The sequence below is a fragment of the Chryseobacterium panacisoli genome, from assembly GCF_008274625.1.
GTDB classification, from domain to species: Bacteria; Bacteroidota; Bacteroidia; order Flavobacteriales; family Weeksellaceae; genus Chryseobacterium; species Chryseobacterium panacisoli.
The window spans coordinates 276,266-291,233 of record NZ_VTRU01000002.1 but is presented as its reverse complement, the minus strand read 5'-3'; the positions used below and the strand labels follow the sequence as shown (position 1 = coordinate 291,233).

Annotated in this window: 14 protein-coding genes; 5 read left to right on the top strand and 9 right to left on the bottom strand. The window is 36.8% G+C overall.

What is annotated here, in order from left to right; all coding sequences use genetic code 11:
- Positions 1 to 53: 53 nt before the first annotated feature.
- The 5 genes from FW781_RS11810 to rsfS form a co-directional block, all read right to left on the bottom strand.
- The gene (locus FW781_RS11810; protein ID WP_077413451.1) at positions 54 to 710 is read right to left on the bottom strand and encodes a phosphatidylserine decarboxylase family protein; all 657 of its coding nucleotides are present in this window, start codon (positions 708 to 710) and stop codon (positions 54 to 56) included.
- A 4-nt stretch (positions 711 to 714) separates the two neighbouring features.
- Complete coding sequence (locus FW781_RS11805) at positions 715 to 1,587, bottom strand: phosphatidate cytidylyltransferase (RefSeq protein ID WP_149387617.1); 873 nt, start codon at positions 1,585 to 1,587, stop codon at positions 715 to 717.
- 24 nt (positions 1,588 to 1,611) lie between these two features.
- Positions 1,612 to 2,193 carry an LUD domain-containing protein gene (locus FW781_RS11800; protein ID WP_172625714.1) on the bottom strand — a complete coding sequence of 194 codons (582 nt, stop codon included), beginning with the start codon at positions 2,191 to 2,193 and terminating at the stop codon, positions 1,612 to 1,614.
- A 135-nt stretch (positions 2,194 to 2,328) separates the two neighbouring features.
- The gene (gene ftsH / locus FW781_RS11795; RefSeq protein ID WP_149387615.1) at positions 2,329 to 4,347 is read right to left on the bottom strand and encodes an ATP-dependent zinc metalloprotease FtsH; all 2,019 of its coding nucleotides are present in this window, start codon (positions 4,345 to 4,347) and stop codon (positions 2,329 to 2,331) included.
- A 21-nt stretch (positions 4,348 to 4,368) separates the two neighbouring features.
- On the bottom strand, positions 4,369 to 4,734 hold the full coding sequence (gene rsfS, locus FW781_RS11790) for a ribosome silencing factor (protein WP_124532485.1): 366 nt from the start codon (positions 4,732 to 4,734) through the stop codon (positions 4,369 to 4,371).
- 87 nt (positions 4,735 to 4,821) lie between these two features.
- On the opposite strand from rsfS, the gene FW781_RS11785 reads away from it, so the two are divergent.
- On the top strand, positions 4,822 to 5,535 hold the full coding sequence (locus FW781_RS11785) for a biotin--[acetyl-CoA-carboxylase] ligase (RefSeq protein WP_149387614.1): 714 nt from the start codon (positions 4,822 to 4,824) through the stop codon (positions 5,533 to 5,535).
- On the opposite strand, the gene FW781_RS11780 is transcribed toward FW781_RS11785, so the two are convergent.
- The 4 genes from FW781_RS11780 to FW781_RS11765 all read right to left on the bottom strand — a co-directional run bounded on the left by FW781_RS11780 (position 5,529) and on the right by FW781_RS11765 (position 8,935).
- Positions 5,529 to 6,641, bottom strand: a complete 1,113-nt coding sequence (locus FW781_RS11780) for an LptF/LptG family permease (RefSeq protein ID WP_149387613.1) — start codon at positions 6,639 to 6,641, stop codon at positions 5,529 to 5,531. The two genes, FW781_RS11785 and FW781_RS11780, sit on opposite strands and share 7 nt — an antisense overlap.
- Before the next feature lie 6 nt (positions 6,642 to 6,647).
- A complete protein-coding gene (tgt, locus tag FW781_RS11775) occupies positions 6,648 to 7,778 on the bottom strand; it encodes a tRNA guanosine(34) transglycosylase Tgt (RefSeq protein ID WP_047380269.1) in 1,131 nt (376 codons plus the stop codon).
- A gap of 66 nt (positions 7,779 to 7,844) precedes the next feature.
- Positions 7,845 to 8,213, bottom strand: a complete 369-nt coding sequence (locus FW781_RS11770) for a DUF4296 domain-containing protein (protein ID WP_149387612.1) — start codon at positions 8,211 to 8,213, stop codon at positions 7,845 to 7,847.
- A gap of 5 nt (positions 8,214 to 8,218) precedes the next feature.
- Entirely contained in the window at positions 8,219 to 8,935 is a 717-nt protein-coding gene (locus FW781_RS11765; protein WP_149387611.1) for a polyprenol monophosphomannose synthase, read from the bottom strand.
- A 241-nt stretch (positions 8,936 to 9,176) separates the two neighbouring features.
- Between FW781_RS11765 and FW781_RS11760 the strand changes: the two genes are divergently transcribed.
- From FW781_RS11760 to FW781_RS11745, 4 genes are all read left to right on the top strand, one after another.
- Positions 9,177 to 9,845, top strand: a complete 669-nt coding sequence (locus FW781_RS11760; RefSeq protein WP_149387610.1) for a DUF4271 domain-containing protein — start codon at positions 9,177 to 9,179, stop codon at positions 9,843 to 9,845.
- A gap of 12 nt (positions 9,846 to 9,857) precedes the next feature.
- Positions 9,858 to 10,598, top strand: coding sequence for a uroporphyrinogen-III synthase (locus tag FW781_RS11755; RefSeq protein WP_149387823.1), 741 nt, complete (start codon positions 9,858 to 9,860; stop codon positions 10,596 to 10,598).
- A gap of 166 nt (positions 10,599 to 10,764) precedes the next feature.
- Positions 10,765 to 12,699 carry a T9SS type A sorting domain-containing protein gene (locus FW781_RS11750; RefSeq protein WP_149387609.1) on the top strand — a complete coding sequence of 645 codons (1,935 nt, stop codon included), beginning with the start codon at positions 10,765 to 10,767 and terminating at the stop codon, positions 12,697 to 12,699.
- 125 nt (positions 12,700 to 12,824) lie between these two features.
- Complete coding sequence (locus FW781_RS11745; protein ID WP_149387608.1) at positions 12,825 to 14,867, top strand: S9 family peptidase; 2,043 nt, start codon at positions 12,825 to 12,827, stop codon at positions 14,865 to 14,867.
- The last annotated feature ends 101 nt before the right edge of the window (positions 14,868 to 14,968 follow it).

Genomic DNA, 14,968 nt, shown 5'->3' with positions numbered 1-14,968 from the left:
AAAAAAGAGAGCAACGAAGGCTCTCTTTAGTTTTTTATATAGTAGTACTATTTTTAATTTTCTTTCAGTTTAGCAATCACATCCAAACCTCCTTTTGTAATATCTCCGATCTTACAGATAATCTCAGTATCCAAAGGCAGGAATACATCCATTCTGGATCCGAATTTAATAAATCCGAATTCATGCCCGGCTTTTGCTTTATCACCTTCATTACAGTAGAAAACAATCCTTCTGGCCACATATCCGGCAATTTGTCTGAAGACAACTTTATGATTGGTCATCGTTTGTACGGCCATAGTAGTTCTTTCGTTCTCTGTAGAAGACTTTTCATGCCATGCTACCAGATATTTTCCCGGGTGGTACTTTTTGTAAATCACTTCACCCGAAACCGGATATCTACAGATGTGAACATTCAGCGGAGACATAAAAATAGAAACCTGAATGGCTTTTCCTTTTATAAATTCATCTTCATCCACTTCTTTGATCATTACCACTTTTCCGTCCACCGGAGCTATCACGTTTTCTTTGTGATCAAGGATATTACGATCCGGAACTCTGAAAAACCAGAAAACTAAACTGTAAATAACCAACAAAGGCATAATGATCAGCAGGGACCATATTTTAAGGAAATAAATTGCTAATACGCCCAAAATAATAAAAAGTATGGTCGCAACGGTAATTGTTCCTTTTGATTCTCTATGTAATTTCATGAGACTAAATAAATTTTTCTAAAATAAAGTACAAATATACGACAGGAACGCAGATAATAAAACTATCCAGCCTGTCTAAAACTCCTCCATGCCCCGGAATGATGTTTCCACTGTCTTTCACCCCGAAATTTCTTTTCAGCTGGCTTTCTACCAGATCCCCTAGCGGAGCAAAGGCAGCAACCAGAAATCCTACAACCATCCAGTTCCCTCTCAATTCAGGCTGATAATGTTCAATAAAGTAGGATAAAACCAATGTTAGCACTACACCACCCGCATATCCTTCCCATGTTTTCTTAGGGGAAATTTTAGGCGCCATTTTATGTTTTCCAAAGAATTTCCCTACCAGATAAGCAAAGGTGTCACTACTCCAGATCAGAATAAAGAGGAATAAAACCTCCAGGGAGAAAGCATCACTATAGCTGGAGAACTTTGGCAGTCCCAATGCAAAACTGAATGGCAGCGCTACATAGATAACGGTAAAAATAAGTTTCCCGCTGTCGAAGTATAATTCGGTGGGAAATTTGAATAAAGTAACCACAGCAATCCCAATCAGAGCCAGCGCTAATATTTCGCTGAGCCTGAAATCAAAAAAGAAATCGTGGTTGAAATATCTTTTGGAAAAAATATAGAATATAAAAATGACCAATGGAAATACTACCCATTTTTCATATCCGCTTCCAAATTTCATGATTTTAACACATTCCCATGTTCCCACAACCAGTAACAGACTCATTAAGCCATAAAAAAGATACTGTTGTTTGATAAGGCCGGGGGCAATGCTGTTCAACAGCTGTGCTCCCAGCGGAGTAGAACAAAGTATAATGACGGCTACATAGACTATACCTGATACGGTTCTTTGAATGAGATTTTTATCCAAAATTTAAAATTTACAAGTGATTGCTTAATCTTCAAGCAGCAATAAAAACAGTTTTGTATTGGAATTGGAAGAACTGTCCATTTTAGACTGGCTTCCGCTGATGGAAGTAAGGTTCTTGATATTCCCGTTTCTTTTTATTTTCCCCATAGCATCATTCAGGTTGTTTACAATCTGAGAAACATTGGCAATTATGATAATTCTATCGGGAAGTCTTGAAGAATGATAATGAAGAATATTATTATGCGAAAGCATGATCCTGCCATCATAGGCGATCAGGTATTCACATGTAATGAATGCGGCATCATTAGACGGCTGAAGTTCTGAAGTATGGGTAGACTTCACGACGTTCAAAAAATTCTGAAGTTCTTTATCCCAACAGAAAAGGTTGTGGATACCTTCAATTTTGATAATTTGATTTAAAGTTTGTAGAGCTTCCGCTTCATCTGCACAATAATTAAAAAATCCCCCCGAATGCGTAAATAATTGCGCAAACTTATAGTCAAGATCCGCATTTTTCAGCGAATCCCCAAGCTTCTCCAGGCTCTGTTTATCCTCTTCTTCAGGCTGGTTGGTAAGTTTGCTTACAATCCTCTTGAATAAATTCAACTTAATCTATTTTTAGTCAACTTTATACAAAAATAGAAAATAAATTACAATAGAGTTCAAAATATCTCTTTAAATATGAAAAAACCTGACAATTTTGAAGTTGTCAGGTTTTTGTAAGGTATATTTTTAAGAGTCTTAAAGCTGTGTCGGGCTTTCTGGAGCCTGTATTTCGCTTTCTTCTTCTTTTTCTTTGATCTGAGGTGTTTCCACTACTGGCTGATCTTTTTCAGGAATAGTATTGGTCACGGGTTTCTCCGTCAATTCAGGATCCCATGCTCTTTTTCCGAATATTTCTTCTAAATCTTCACGGAAGATCACTTCTTTTTCTAACAATTTATTTGCCAGAGCATCCAATTTATCTTTATTTTCTTCAAGAATTCTTACTGCTCTTTCATACTGATTTTCGATAATCAATTTGATCTCCGCATCAATTTTAGTAGCTGTTTCTTCAGAGTAAGGCTTTCCGAAAGAGTATTCAGACTGTCCTGAACTGTCATAGTAAGAAATATTACCAATGTTCGGGCTTAATCCATAGATTGTCACCATTGCCTGGGCTCTCTTCGTTACTGTTTCAAGATCAGAAAGCGCTCCTGTAGAGATATTGTTGAAGATTACCTGTTCTGCGGCTCTACCTCCCAATGTTGCACACATTTCGTCCAGCATTTGCTCAGTAGTGGTAAGCTGTCTTTCTTCCGGAAGATACCATGCTGCCCCTAAAGAACGTCCTCTTGGAACAATCGTTACTTTTAAAAGTGGTGATGCATGTTCTACCAACCAAGAGATTGTAGCGTGACCTGCTTCATGATAAGCAACTCTTCTCTTTTCAGATGGCTTAATGGCCATATTTTTCTTTTCAAGCCCACCAATAATTCTGTCTACTGCATCCAGGAAGTCCTGTTTTGTAACAGAAGTATGGTTATATCTCGCTGCGATCAATGCTGCTTCATTACAAACATTCGCAATATCTGCCCCGCTGAATCCAGGAGTTTGTTTTGCCAGGAAATCTCTGTCTACATTATCATCAAGCTTGATTTTTTTCAAGTGAACATCAAAGATCTGTCTTCTTTCGTGAAGTTCCGGAAGATCTACATAGATAGAACGGTCAAAACGTCCTGCTCTCATTAATGCCTTATCAAGAATATCCGCTCTGTTGGTAGCCGCCATTACAATGACATTGACATCTGTTCCGAAACCGTCCATTTCGGTAAGAAGCTGGTTCAATGTATTTTCTCTTTCGTCGTTTCCACCAGAGAAATTATTCTTTCCTCTTGCACGTCCGATAGCATCAATCTCGTCAATAAAGATAATCGCCGGAGATTTTGCTTTGGCCTGAGCAAAAAGGTCTCTTACTCTGGAAGCCCCTACCCCAACAAACATTTCAACGAAATCTGAACCAGAAAGTGAGAAGAACGGAACTTTAGCTTCCCCTGCAACAGCTTTTGCCAATAAGGTTTTACCTGTTCCCGGAGGTCCTACTAAAAGAACACCCTTAGGAATTTTACCTCCCAATTTAGTATATTTTTCAGAGTTTTTCAAGAAATCCACAACTTCCTGAACTTCTTCTTTAGCTCCTTCCAATCCTGCAACATCTTTAAATGTCACCTGAATTCTTTCTTTTTCGTCAAAAAGCTTCGCTTTAGATTTACCGATAGAGAAGATTTGTCCGCCAGGACCGCCACCACCGCCCATCTTTCTGAAAAGAAGGAAGTAGAATAATCCCAGAATGGAAATCCAAACCAGCGCAGGGATTAAAATATCCATTAGTGCGCTTTTCCCTGTTCCGTAATCTTTAGTTGTTTTAATCACCGGATTACTGGCTTTCACCTGCTCAAATTTCTGAAGGAAAAGTTGAAGGTCTCCATATTTCACAGAAAAGTCTGCTTTGGGAGCCATTTCAAAGGCAGAAAGGGGGTTATTTTCTTTTCCGGCTTTGGAAACCATTGCCGATTTTGCTTCTTTTGTTAGGAAAACATCAGCTTTCTCTATGTCTTTGTATATAATTATATTCTGGACTTTCCCTGCCTGCATTTCTCTAAAGAAACCATCTTCATCAATAGATTTTGCGCTATCGCCTCCAAGGAAATTGGAGCCAAAGAAGAGCAAAAGAGCTATGATTGCAATTGGAAAAAACCAGTTGAATCCTTTATTATTCATTTAGACTTTTTAAAATTTTTATTATTCATTTTCAATTTTGGTAATGACTGCGTCACCCCAAAGCTCTTCTATATCGTAGTACTCACGTACTTCTTTTTGGAATATATGAACCACCACTGAAACGTAATCCACCAATACCCACATTGCATTTTCAGTACCTTCTACGTGCCAAGGTCTGTCCTGAAGTTCGTTTCTTACTTTTTTCTCAACACTTCCTGCCAAAGCTGCTACCTGTGTATTTGAGTTTCCACTACATATCACGAACGTTTCTGCTACGGAGTTTTCGATGTTGGAAAGATCGAAGATCATAATGTCTTCTCCTTTTACATCCTGGATAGCTTCAACGATTTTATCTATTAACGCTTGTTTTTCTGCTGTTTTATTCATTAAAAAAATACTATAATCTGCAAATTTATTGTTTTTTCTTTACTTTAACCTTACTTTTACCCTCTTAATGTCTTAAAGTTTTCTTAAATGAGCCAACTCTTCTACCTGAAAGAATGTTCTTCTACTAATGACGAAATATCAAAGTTTTTACTTTACGAAAATTCAGATTTTATTGGACTGCATACTTTTAATCAAACTAAAGGCCGTGGTCAGTATGGAAATGTCTGGACTCAAACTGCGGAAAAAAACCTGGCTTATACGCTGGCAGTGAATACTCAGAACATCGTGTGCTCCGACTTTATATTCAATTATTATACCGCAATGGTTATCCGGGATTTCCTTGCCAATTTGTCTGAATCAGAGGTAAAAATCAAATGGCCGAATGATATTATCCTTAAAGGTAAAAAAATCGTTGGAATTTTAATAGAAAAGAAAAAAATTAATCAAAATAATTATTTCATCATAGGGGCAGGCATCAATATTCTTCAGGATAAATTTGATGAAATATCCAATGCAGGATCACTCCTGACGCAAACAGGTATGGAATTTGACCTGGAAGAAGTTTCATTAAACCTTCATGAATATTTGTCTGAGAAACTGAAAAATATTCCTTCCGATCAGGAAATTCTGGACGGATACAATGCAAATCTTTTCAGAAAAGATATGATCTCTGTCTTTGAAATTGAAAAAGAGCGACAAAATGGCATCATCCGAAATGCAGACGAAAAGGGTGAACTCTGGATCGAACTGGAAGACGGAATACGTTCCTTCTATCACAAGGAAGTAAAATTACTTTACTGATTGGCTCTCTTAATGTAAAGATAAAGGGTAAGCGGCAGAAACACCATATTTGGCAGCCACATTGCTACAGCAGGAGATAAACTTTTATTTTCCGAAACCACTTTCAGGGCTTCAAATGAAAACACGAAAATAAAGGCCAATGAGATTCCTATTGCCAGGTTAATCCCCAATCCTCCTCTTTTCTTTTGTGATGACAGTGAAAGTGCCAGGAATGTCAGAATAATGATAGAAACAGGCATTGATGTTCTTTGATGAAGCTCATTCAGATAAGAGTTCAGGTTACTGTTTCCTCTTGCCTTTTCTCTTTCAATAAATTTTAAAAGTTCCGGAGTTGTTTTATTTTGTCCCAAAAGCTCGTTAGGGAAAAGCTCTTCCGGTGAATGTCCATAATTTTTCCTTAATTCTATTCCGTTACCGAGTTTTTCGGTATTGTCTTTATTGATTGTTTTTTCCAGATAATTATTTAAAACAAACTGCTTTTTGGTTTTATCCCAATACACTTCGCTTGCTTTAAGCTCATAAGTCATTTTTCTGTCTTTATCATATTTCTGATAGACAAAACTAGAACCTCTTTTTTCTCTTTTGTTCCAGGAATCAACAAAAATATATTCTGTTTTGCTCAGCTGCGAAGAGGCTGGAGCTGTCCCTAAAATCTTTTCTTTATTGGCTGCATTATAGGTATACGCTTCCAGTTCATTTTTCTTGATATTGGCCCATGGAAGAACCATATGATACACTACAAGAGCAATTAATCCAATAAAAATGGAGGTTACCAGATAAGGTTTGGAAAACCTGTGAAAACTGGCTCCACTACTAATAATAGCAACAATTTCAGTATTATTTGCCATTCTGGAGGTAAAATAAATTACCGAAATAAACACCAGAATGGAAAGGAAGGTCACCACAAGATTGATAATCCAGAAAGGATAAAAATGGATAAGAAAATACGTCAGATCCAGTTTCGGATCAATAGCCTTGGCATTTTCTATTCTTGGAATCTTCTGCTGAACATCAATTACTAATACGACTATAGACAATAATACCAACATGAAACTAAAAGTTCCAAGGTATTTTTTAATGATATATCTGTCTACAATTTTAAGCATATTCTCTTACAGTCTTTGTCTAAGAACCGGTACTACAGAGTTTTTCCATTCGTAGAAATCTCCTGCAATAATATGTTCTCTGGCTACTTTTACTAAATCAAGATAGAATGCAAGATTATGAATCGAAGCAATCTGTTTTGCCAGATATTCTTTAGATACAAACAGGTGGCGAAGATACGCTTTTGAATATTCACGATCTACAAAGCTGGTTCCAAATTCGTCTAAAGGCGAAAAATCGCGCTTCCATTTTTCATTTTTAAGATTCATCACCCCCTGCCATGTGAAAAGCATTGCATTTCTTGCATTTCTTGTTGGCATTACACAATCCATCATATCAATTCCCAGTCCGATGGATTCAAGGATATTCCATGGAGTTCCTACTCCCATCAGGTATCTTGGCTTTTCTTTTGGAAGGATGTCTGTGACTTCATCTGTAATTCTGTACATTTCTTCTTCAGGCTCTCCTACAGAAAGTCCTCCAATGGCATTTCCTTCGGCTCCTGCTTCAGAAATTACTTCTGCAGAGATTTTTCTAAGGTCAGAATAGGTAGATCCCTGAACAATAGGGAAAAGTCTTTGCTTGTATCCGTATAATTCAGGATTATCATTAGTCCATTCAATACATCTTTTCAGCCAACGGTGTGTAAGCTCCATTGATGATTTTGCCTGGTTATAATCACAAGGGTAAGGAGTACATTCATCGAAAGCCATGAAGATATCGGCTCCGATCTGTCTTTGAATCTCCATTGATCTTTCCGGGGAGAACATGTGGTAACTTCCGTCGATGTGAGATTTGAATCTCGCACCTTCTTCTGTCATTTTTCTGTTACTCGCCAGTGAAAACACCTGAAAACCTCCTGAATCAGTAAGAATAGGAAGGTCCCAGTTCATGAATTTATGTAAACCACCTGCATCCTGCATTGTCTCCATTCCCGGACGAAGGTATAGGTGGTAAGTATTTCCCAGAATAATCTGAGCCTTAATGTCTTCTTTTAATTCTCTCTGATGAACTGTTTTTACGCTTGCAACAGTTCCCACAGGCATAAAAATAGGAGTTTGAATTTTCCCGTGATCTGTGGTAATTTCCCCTGCTCTTGCTTTTCCTTCAGAGGTTTTTTCTATATTAAAAAATTTCATCTCTCTACTTTTTTAATTCACCTTGTTATCGGTGATTTCTTATAGGTTAGAAACTTCAGTAACGTTTTACCTTACCAAAGGTACTACAGCCCCGTTTTGTTTCAGTTTATCCTTTACGTATTTATCAGCTTTGGGATCTTTTCTCAGCAATATTTCCTGTGCATCATTGGTAATCCCATCCATTTCTTCTTTGATCACATAGTATTTGAAACTTTCTACAAAGTCATCAGATTTTACTTTATGCGACTTCAGGACAGCTCTTGTGCCGGCTTCCATATTTTTGTCAGGATATACAAAGATTGCCTGATCATTGATCGCAAGATCTGCAATAATTTCTGCCATGACGTCTTTATCGATCAGATTTTTAGGCTTATCAATATAGTCACTGCACGAAAACATGCCCAGCAAAACGAAAATAAAGATCAGCTTTTTCATCAGTTTCATAATCTATTGATGATTGATTTCCACTTTAGATTTAATACTCCAAAAACTGCTTCATGAATAATTCCACCGTTCATTTTGCTTTCTCCTAAAATTCTATTGGTAAATATAATAGGAACTTCTACAATTCTGAAGCCTTTCTTAAATGCTCTGAATTTCATTTCTATCTGAAACCCATAACCTTTCAGTCTTACATTATCCAACCCTATTTCTTCCAATACTTTTTTTGAAAAACAGACAAATCCTGCTGTAGTATCATGAATCGGAAGACCTAATACGAATCTTACATATTTTGATGCAAAATAAGACAACAATACTCTTCCCATGGGCCAATTGACCACATTCACTCCTTTTGAGTAACGGGAACCTATGGCCATATCTGCATTTCTGCATGCTTCAAATAATTTCGGCAGGTCGTTAGGATTATGGGAAAAATCGGCATCCATTTCAAAAATATAATCATATTTATTTTCGATAGCCCATTTAAACCCATGAATATATGCCTTTCCCAACCCGTCTTTCACATGTCTTATTGAAAGATGCAGATAATGCGGATGTTTCTTCTGCAATTCTTTTACAACTTCTGCTGTTCCATCCGGGGAAGTATCATCCACTACTAAGATATGAAAGTCATCCTCCAATGCAAAAACCGCGGAAATAATATTTTCAATATTTTCCTTTTCGTTGTATGTGGGGATAATGACGAGTTTTTTCATTTCAGTTTGCAAAGATAGTTTATTTAACCTTTTTATTTTATACAAAATAATCTATAATTTTGCAAAAATATTTCTCAGGGATTGAGCGGATGAAACAGAAACTTTTATTCAACAGTCTGAACAATACGTAAAATCGATGAGAGCAAATATTTTAACTGGGGATACATGAAGCAGGTAACAGGAAAATCTGTGCCGGATTGTGCTATCAGAAGTTAAATAATAAATAATAAAAACTTAAATTTTGCCATCATCACAACACTTCATCAATCACGTAAGAATACCTGAGAATAACGACTGGGTAATCTTTATCCTCGCGGGCTGTATATTTTTATATGTTTTTATGATGAACGTCATAGAAAGGGATGCCAGTCTCAAAGATTTTCTGCTTCAAAAGTATTTTGATGCAAGCAACAACCTTCCCAGCTGGATTATCACTTCATGTGTGACGACGCTCACCTTATCTGTTCTGATCTCACAGTATATTCCTATTGTACCGAAATATATTGCCGATCTCCAGCTTTTTGGGTATCAGCTTAATAAATTCGGGTATACTTTGCTGGCAGTTCTGTTTTTTTATTTAATAAAATCAACATTAGGTTTTTTATTTTATCAAAGTATAGGAGACGGAAAAAAATGGACTATTTTTTATTTTACCTCCACAAAATTTTATTTCATTCTTACATTTTTGCTGATAATTCTTTGTGTAGCCCATTATTACTTCCCTATAGACAGAAATAAAATGTTTTTGTATTATTTGTGTTTCTTTTCTTTTGTATTCATTTTCAAAGTTTTTTTCTATTTATTTCACAAGAACAAGATTCTTCCCGAAAAATGGTATTATAAATTTTTGTATATTTGCACCCTCCAAATCGCACCATTATTATTGCTTTGGAAGTTGTTATTTTTTTAATAAATGTCAATGATGAGAATAAAGTCTATATTGGTTTCTCAACCAGCGCCTAGTGAGTCTTCTCCATATTTGGATATAGCAAAGAAGGAAAAAATAAAGATTGATTTCCGTCCATTTATCCACGTTGAAGGGGTTGACAATAAAGAGCTCAGAACACAGAAAATAGATCTGACGCAGTATACCGGTATTATTTTTACCAGTAAAAATGCGATTGACCATTACTTCAGACTTGCGGAAGAACTTCGTTTTGCCGTTCCGGATACAATGAGATATATCTGCCAGTCGGAAGCAATTGCCAACTACCTTCAAAAGCATATTGTGTACAGAAAAAGAAAAATCAGCTTTGGGGAGAAAAACTTCTCAGACCTGCTTCCTCTTTTCAAAAAATTCCCAACTGAAAAATATCTGTTACCATCTTCAGATGTTTTGAGTCCGGATATTGTGAAAACCATGGATGCATCTAATGCAGACTGGACAAGAGCAATCATGTACCGTACCGTATGCAGCGACCTTACAGATATCAATGTTAAAGATTATGACATGTTGATCTTCTTTAGCCCGCAAGGAATCAAATCGCTACAACAAAACTTCCCTGGCTTCAAGCAGGATGAAACCAAGATCGGAGTTTTCGGAAACACGACTTTGGCAGCCGCAGAAGAAGCCGGATTAACAGTAGATTTAATGGCACCTACCAAGGAAACGCCTTCCATGACAATGGCTTTAGAAAAATATATTAAAGCTCTTCATAAATAATTTAGTATAAAATAAATACAGCCATCTTTTCTTCATTGAAAAGATGGCTTTTTATTTTAAAATCAGTTAAAATATTACATGTTAGTAACTGTAAATCAAATAGTTATGTTTAATTTTTTTTCTTGATGGATTGAAATTTTCACTACATTTAGAAAAATAAAAAAACATGAAAAAATTATTATCCTGTCTATTCTTTTTAACTATTGTATTTATAAATGCCCAGAATGATAACTGTTCTGGAGCAATACCATTAACTGTAGGAACAGACTTTACCTCTGGAGCGCTCACCTCTACAAATTTAAATGCTACAACCGATGGCTCTTTACCATCCTGCGGTTCAGATGCCGTTGATAATGTCTGGTTTACGGTAGTAGTACCGGCAAGTGGCAAGCTCAGAATAAAAACAGGGGAAGTCTCCGGCTCATTATTTAATGATTCAATACTTACTGTTTACAGTGGTAATTGTGGTGCTTTAACTGAAATTGATTGTAATGATGACGACAACTTAGGTTTTTCGTCAATATCATTATCTGGTCAGACTCCAGGTACGACCTTGTATATAAGCGTCTGGAAGTATAATTCCAGTATAAACAATGGAGAATTCCAGATTTCCGCCTATGATCCCATTCCTCCCGCTAATGATAACTGTTCAGGGGCAACGCCATTAACCGTTGGAACCGATTTTGCTTCAGGAGCCACCACTTCAAGTAATGCAGACTCAACTACTGACGGCCCTGTCCCATCCTGCGATTCAGACGCCATTGATAATGTCTGGTTTACAGCAGTGGTACCACAGAGCGGAAATCTAACAATAGAAGCAAAGGAAGTTTCAGGATCTTCATTTTACGACCCTGTACTTACCGTTTACGGAGGAACCTGCGGTTCTCTGACAGAAATTAGCTGTAGTGATGATATTTATTCCCCAATTGTATTAACCGGGCAGACTCCAGGTACTACTTTATATATAAGTGTCTGGAAAGATGACTCATTCTCAGACAATGGAGAATTCCAGATTTCTGCCTATGATCCCATTCCTCCCGCTAATGATAACTGTTCAGGGGCAACGCCATTAACCGTTGGAACCGATTTTGCTTCAGGAGCCATCACGGCAAGCAATGCAGAAGCAACTACTGACGGCCCTGTGCCATCCTGCAATTCAAGTGCTATTGACAATGTCTGGTTTACAGCAGTGGTACCACAGAGCGGAAATCTAACAATAGAAGCAAAGGAAGTTTCAGGATCTTCATTTTACGACCCTGTACTTACCGTTTACGGAGGAACCTGCGGTTCTCTGACAGAAATCAGCTGTAGTGATGATATTTATTTCCCAATCGTATTAACCGGGCAGACTCCAGGTACTACTTTATATATAAGTGTCTGGAAAGATGACTCATTCTCAGACAATGGAGAATTTCAGATTTCTGCCTATGACCCCGTTCCTCCCGCTAATGATAACTGTTCAGAGGCAACACCATTAACTGTTGGAACCGATTTCGCTTCAGGAGCCATCACGGCAAGCAATACAGAAGCAACTACTGACGGCTCTCTCCCATCCTGCGATTCAGATGCTATTGACAATGTCTGGTTTACAGCAGTGGTACCACAGAGCGGAAATCTAACAATAGAAGTACAGCATGCTTCAGGATCTTCATTTTATGACCCTGTACTTGCCGTTTACGGAGGAACCTGCGGTTCTCTGACAGAAATTAGCTGTAGTAATGATATTTATTCCCCAATTGTATTAACAGGACAGACTCCAGGTACTACTTTATATGTAAGCGTCTGGAAATATGACTCATTCTCAGACAATGGAGAATTCCAGATTTCAGCCTATGATAATACGGCATTATCTACGCATGAAGTTTCCGGAAACAATAAAAAAAACCAGATATTTCCAAATCCTTTTACTGATACAATTACCATTTCCAATATTGCCGAAATAAAATCGATCTCAATAGCAGATGCTTCGGGAAGAGTGGTTAAAACCATTGAAAAACCTTCATCACCGTTGCAGCTTGGAGATTTAAAAGAAGGGGTATATTTATTTATATTAAAACTCAACGACGGAACTGTAAAAACCATTAAAACAATAAAAAAATAACCCCATTATTAATATTAATTATAAAGGCTATCAAAAATTTGATAGCCTTTCTTATATTTGAACAAGAATTAACATTGAATATAGCTCCCTTTAATATTCGGGACGCAAATAATTAAAAATATAGGATGAAAGCTCCACAGGCAAAAAAAATAGAAAAAATATTAGAAACCCACGGGGACAAAAGGATTGATAATTACTTTTGGCTGAATGAAAGGGAAAACCCTGAAGTCATCAAATATATTGAAGAGGAAAATGCCTACGAAGAATTCATCATGAAAGATACGGAAGTTCTTCAGGAAGAGCTTTTTGAAGAGATGAAAGCCCGATATAAAAAGGATGATGAATCTCTGCCTTATTTCTTTAATGAATACTGGTATATTGTACGTTATGAAGAAGGTAAGGAATATCCTATTTTCTGCAGAAAGTACAAAAGCCTTGACAACGAGGAGGAAATTGTGCTTGACGTTAATATTATTGCGGAAGGCAAAGAATTTTTTGAAGTAGGAAGTGTAGCAGTAAGCCCTGGTAATGAACTGGCTTCATTTTCTTCTGATGATGTAGGAAGAAGAATTTATACGCTTAATTTTAAAAATTTAAAAACCGGAGAAATTCTGCCGGATACTATTCCAAATACAACAGGAAAAGCAGTTTGGGCGAATGATAACCAGCATGTTTTTTACATTAGAAAAGACAAGAGCCTCCGCGCTTTTCAGGTATACAGACATCAATTAGGGACTGATTCTGCAGATGATGTATTGATTTTCCACGAAAAGGATGACACTTTTGATGTCAATGTATTTAAAACAAAATCCTTACAGTATATTTTCATTGCAAGTTCAAGTACTATTTCGGATGAGCATCGCTTCATTCCTTCTGACAATGTATTTGCAGAATGGACCGTAATACAGCCAAGAATAGATGATCTGGAATATTCTGTAGAGCATTATGAAGATGAATTCTATATTATCACTAATGCTGATGATGCGATTAACTTCAAAATTGTAAAAGCAAAGATTGACAACTGCAGTATGGAAAACTGGGTAGATGTTATTCCACACCGTGCGGAAGTTTTACTGGAAGGTTTTGAAATTTTCAGAGATTATCTGGTCCTTGAAGAAAGAGAGAAAGGTTTGCTCCAGATCAAAATTATTGATGAGAAGACCCAGGAGTCTTATTATTTACCTTTTTCTGATCCTACTTATACAGCATATATTGGAATTAACCTTGAATTTGACACTGAAATTCTTCGTTATGGTTATACGTCTCTTACACAGCCAAGTTCCACTTACGAGTATAACATGAAAGACAAAACCACCAAGCTCCTGAAACAACAGGAAGTACTGGGTGGTAAATTTTTCCATGAAAATTATATTTCAGAAAGAATATGGGCAGACTCCAGAGATGGAAAAACAAAAGTTCCCATTTCTTTAGTATATCATAAGGATACCAAAAAGTCTGCTGACACTCCACTTCTTCTGTATGGATATGGAAGTTATGGACACACCGTTGATGCCAGCTTTTCAAATGTAAGATTATCTATTCTGGACAGGGGCTTTATTTATGCTATTGCCCACATCCGTGGTGGAGAATATCTTGGAAGAGAATGGTATGAAGACGGAAAAATGTTATTCAAGAAAAATACATTCTTCGATTTTATTGACGCAGGGAAGTATTTAATCAAAGAGAATTATACATCATCAAGACACATGTATGCGATGGGAGGAAGTGCCGGAGGTCTGTTGGTAGGTGCTGTGGTCAATTATGAGCCTCAGTTATTCAACGGAATTGTAGCACAGGTACCTTTCGTAGATGTTGTTTCCACAATGCTGGATGACACAATTCCTTTAACTACCGGAGAATATGATGAGTGGGGAAATCCAAATGATGAAGAATACTACCATTATATGAAAGACTATTCTCCATATGATAATGTAGAAGCCAAAGATTATCCACATATGCTGATCACCACAGGATTCCACGATTCTCAGGTACAGTATTGGGAACCTGCAAAATGGACAGCAAAACTGAGAGAATTAAAAACAGACGATAATATTTTAGTCTTTAAAACAGACATGAGTTCCGGACACGGAGGAGCAAGCGGAAGATTTGAATCTCTGAAAGAAGATGCTTTAGAATATGCATTTCTGCTAAAAATTGATAAAAAATAATTGTATTCTTTTCTTAATTAAATTTCAATATAGCGCATATGTTATTATTAGTTTTCATTTCAATTGCCATCATTTATTACCTGATTCAAAAGCAGAAAATT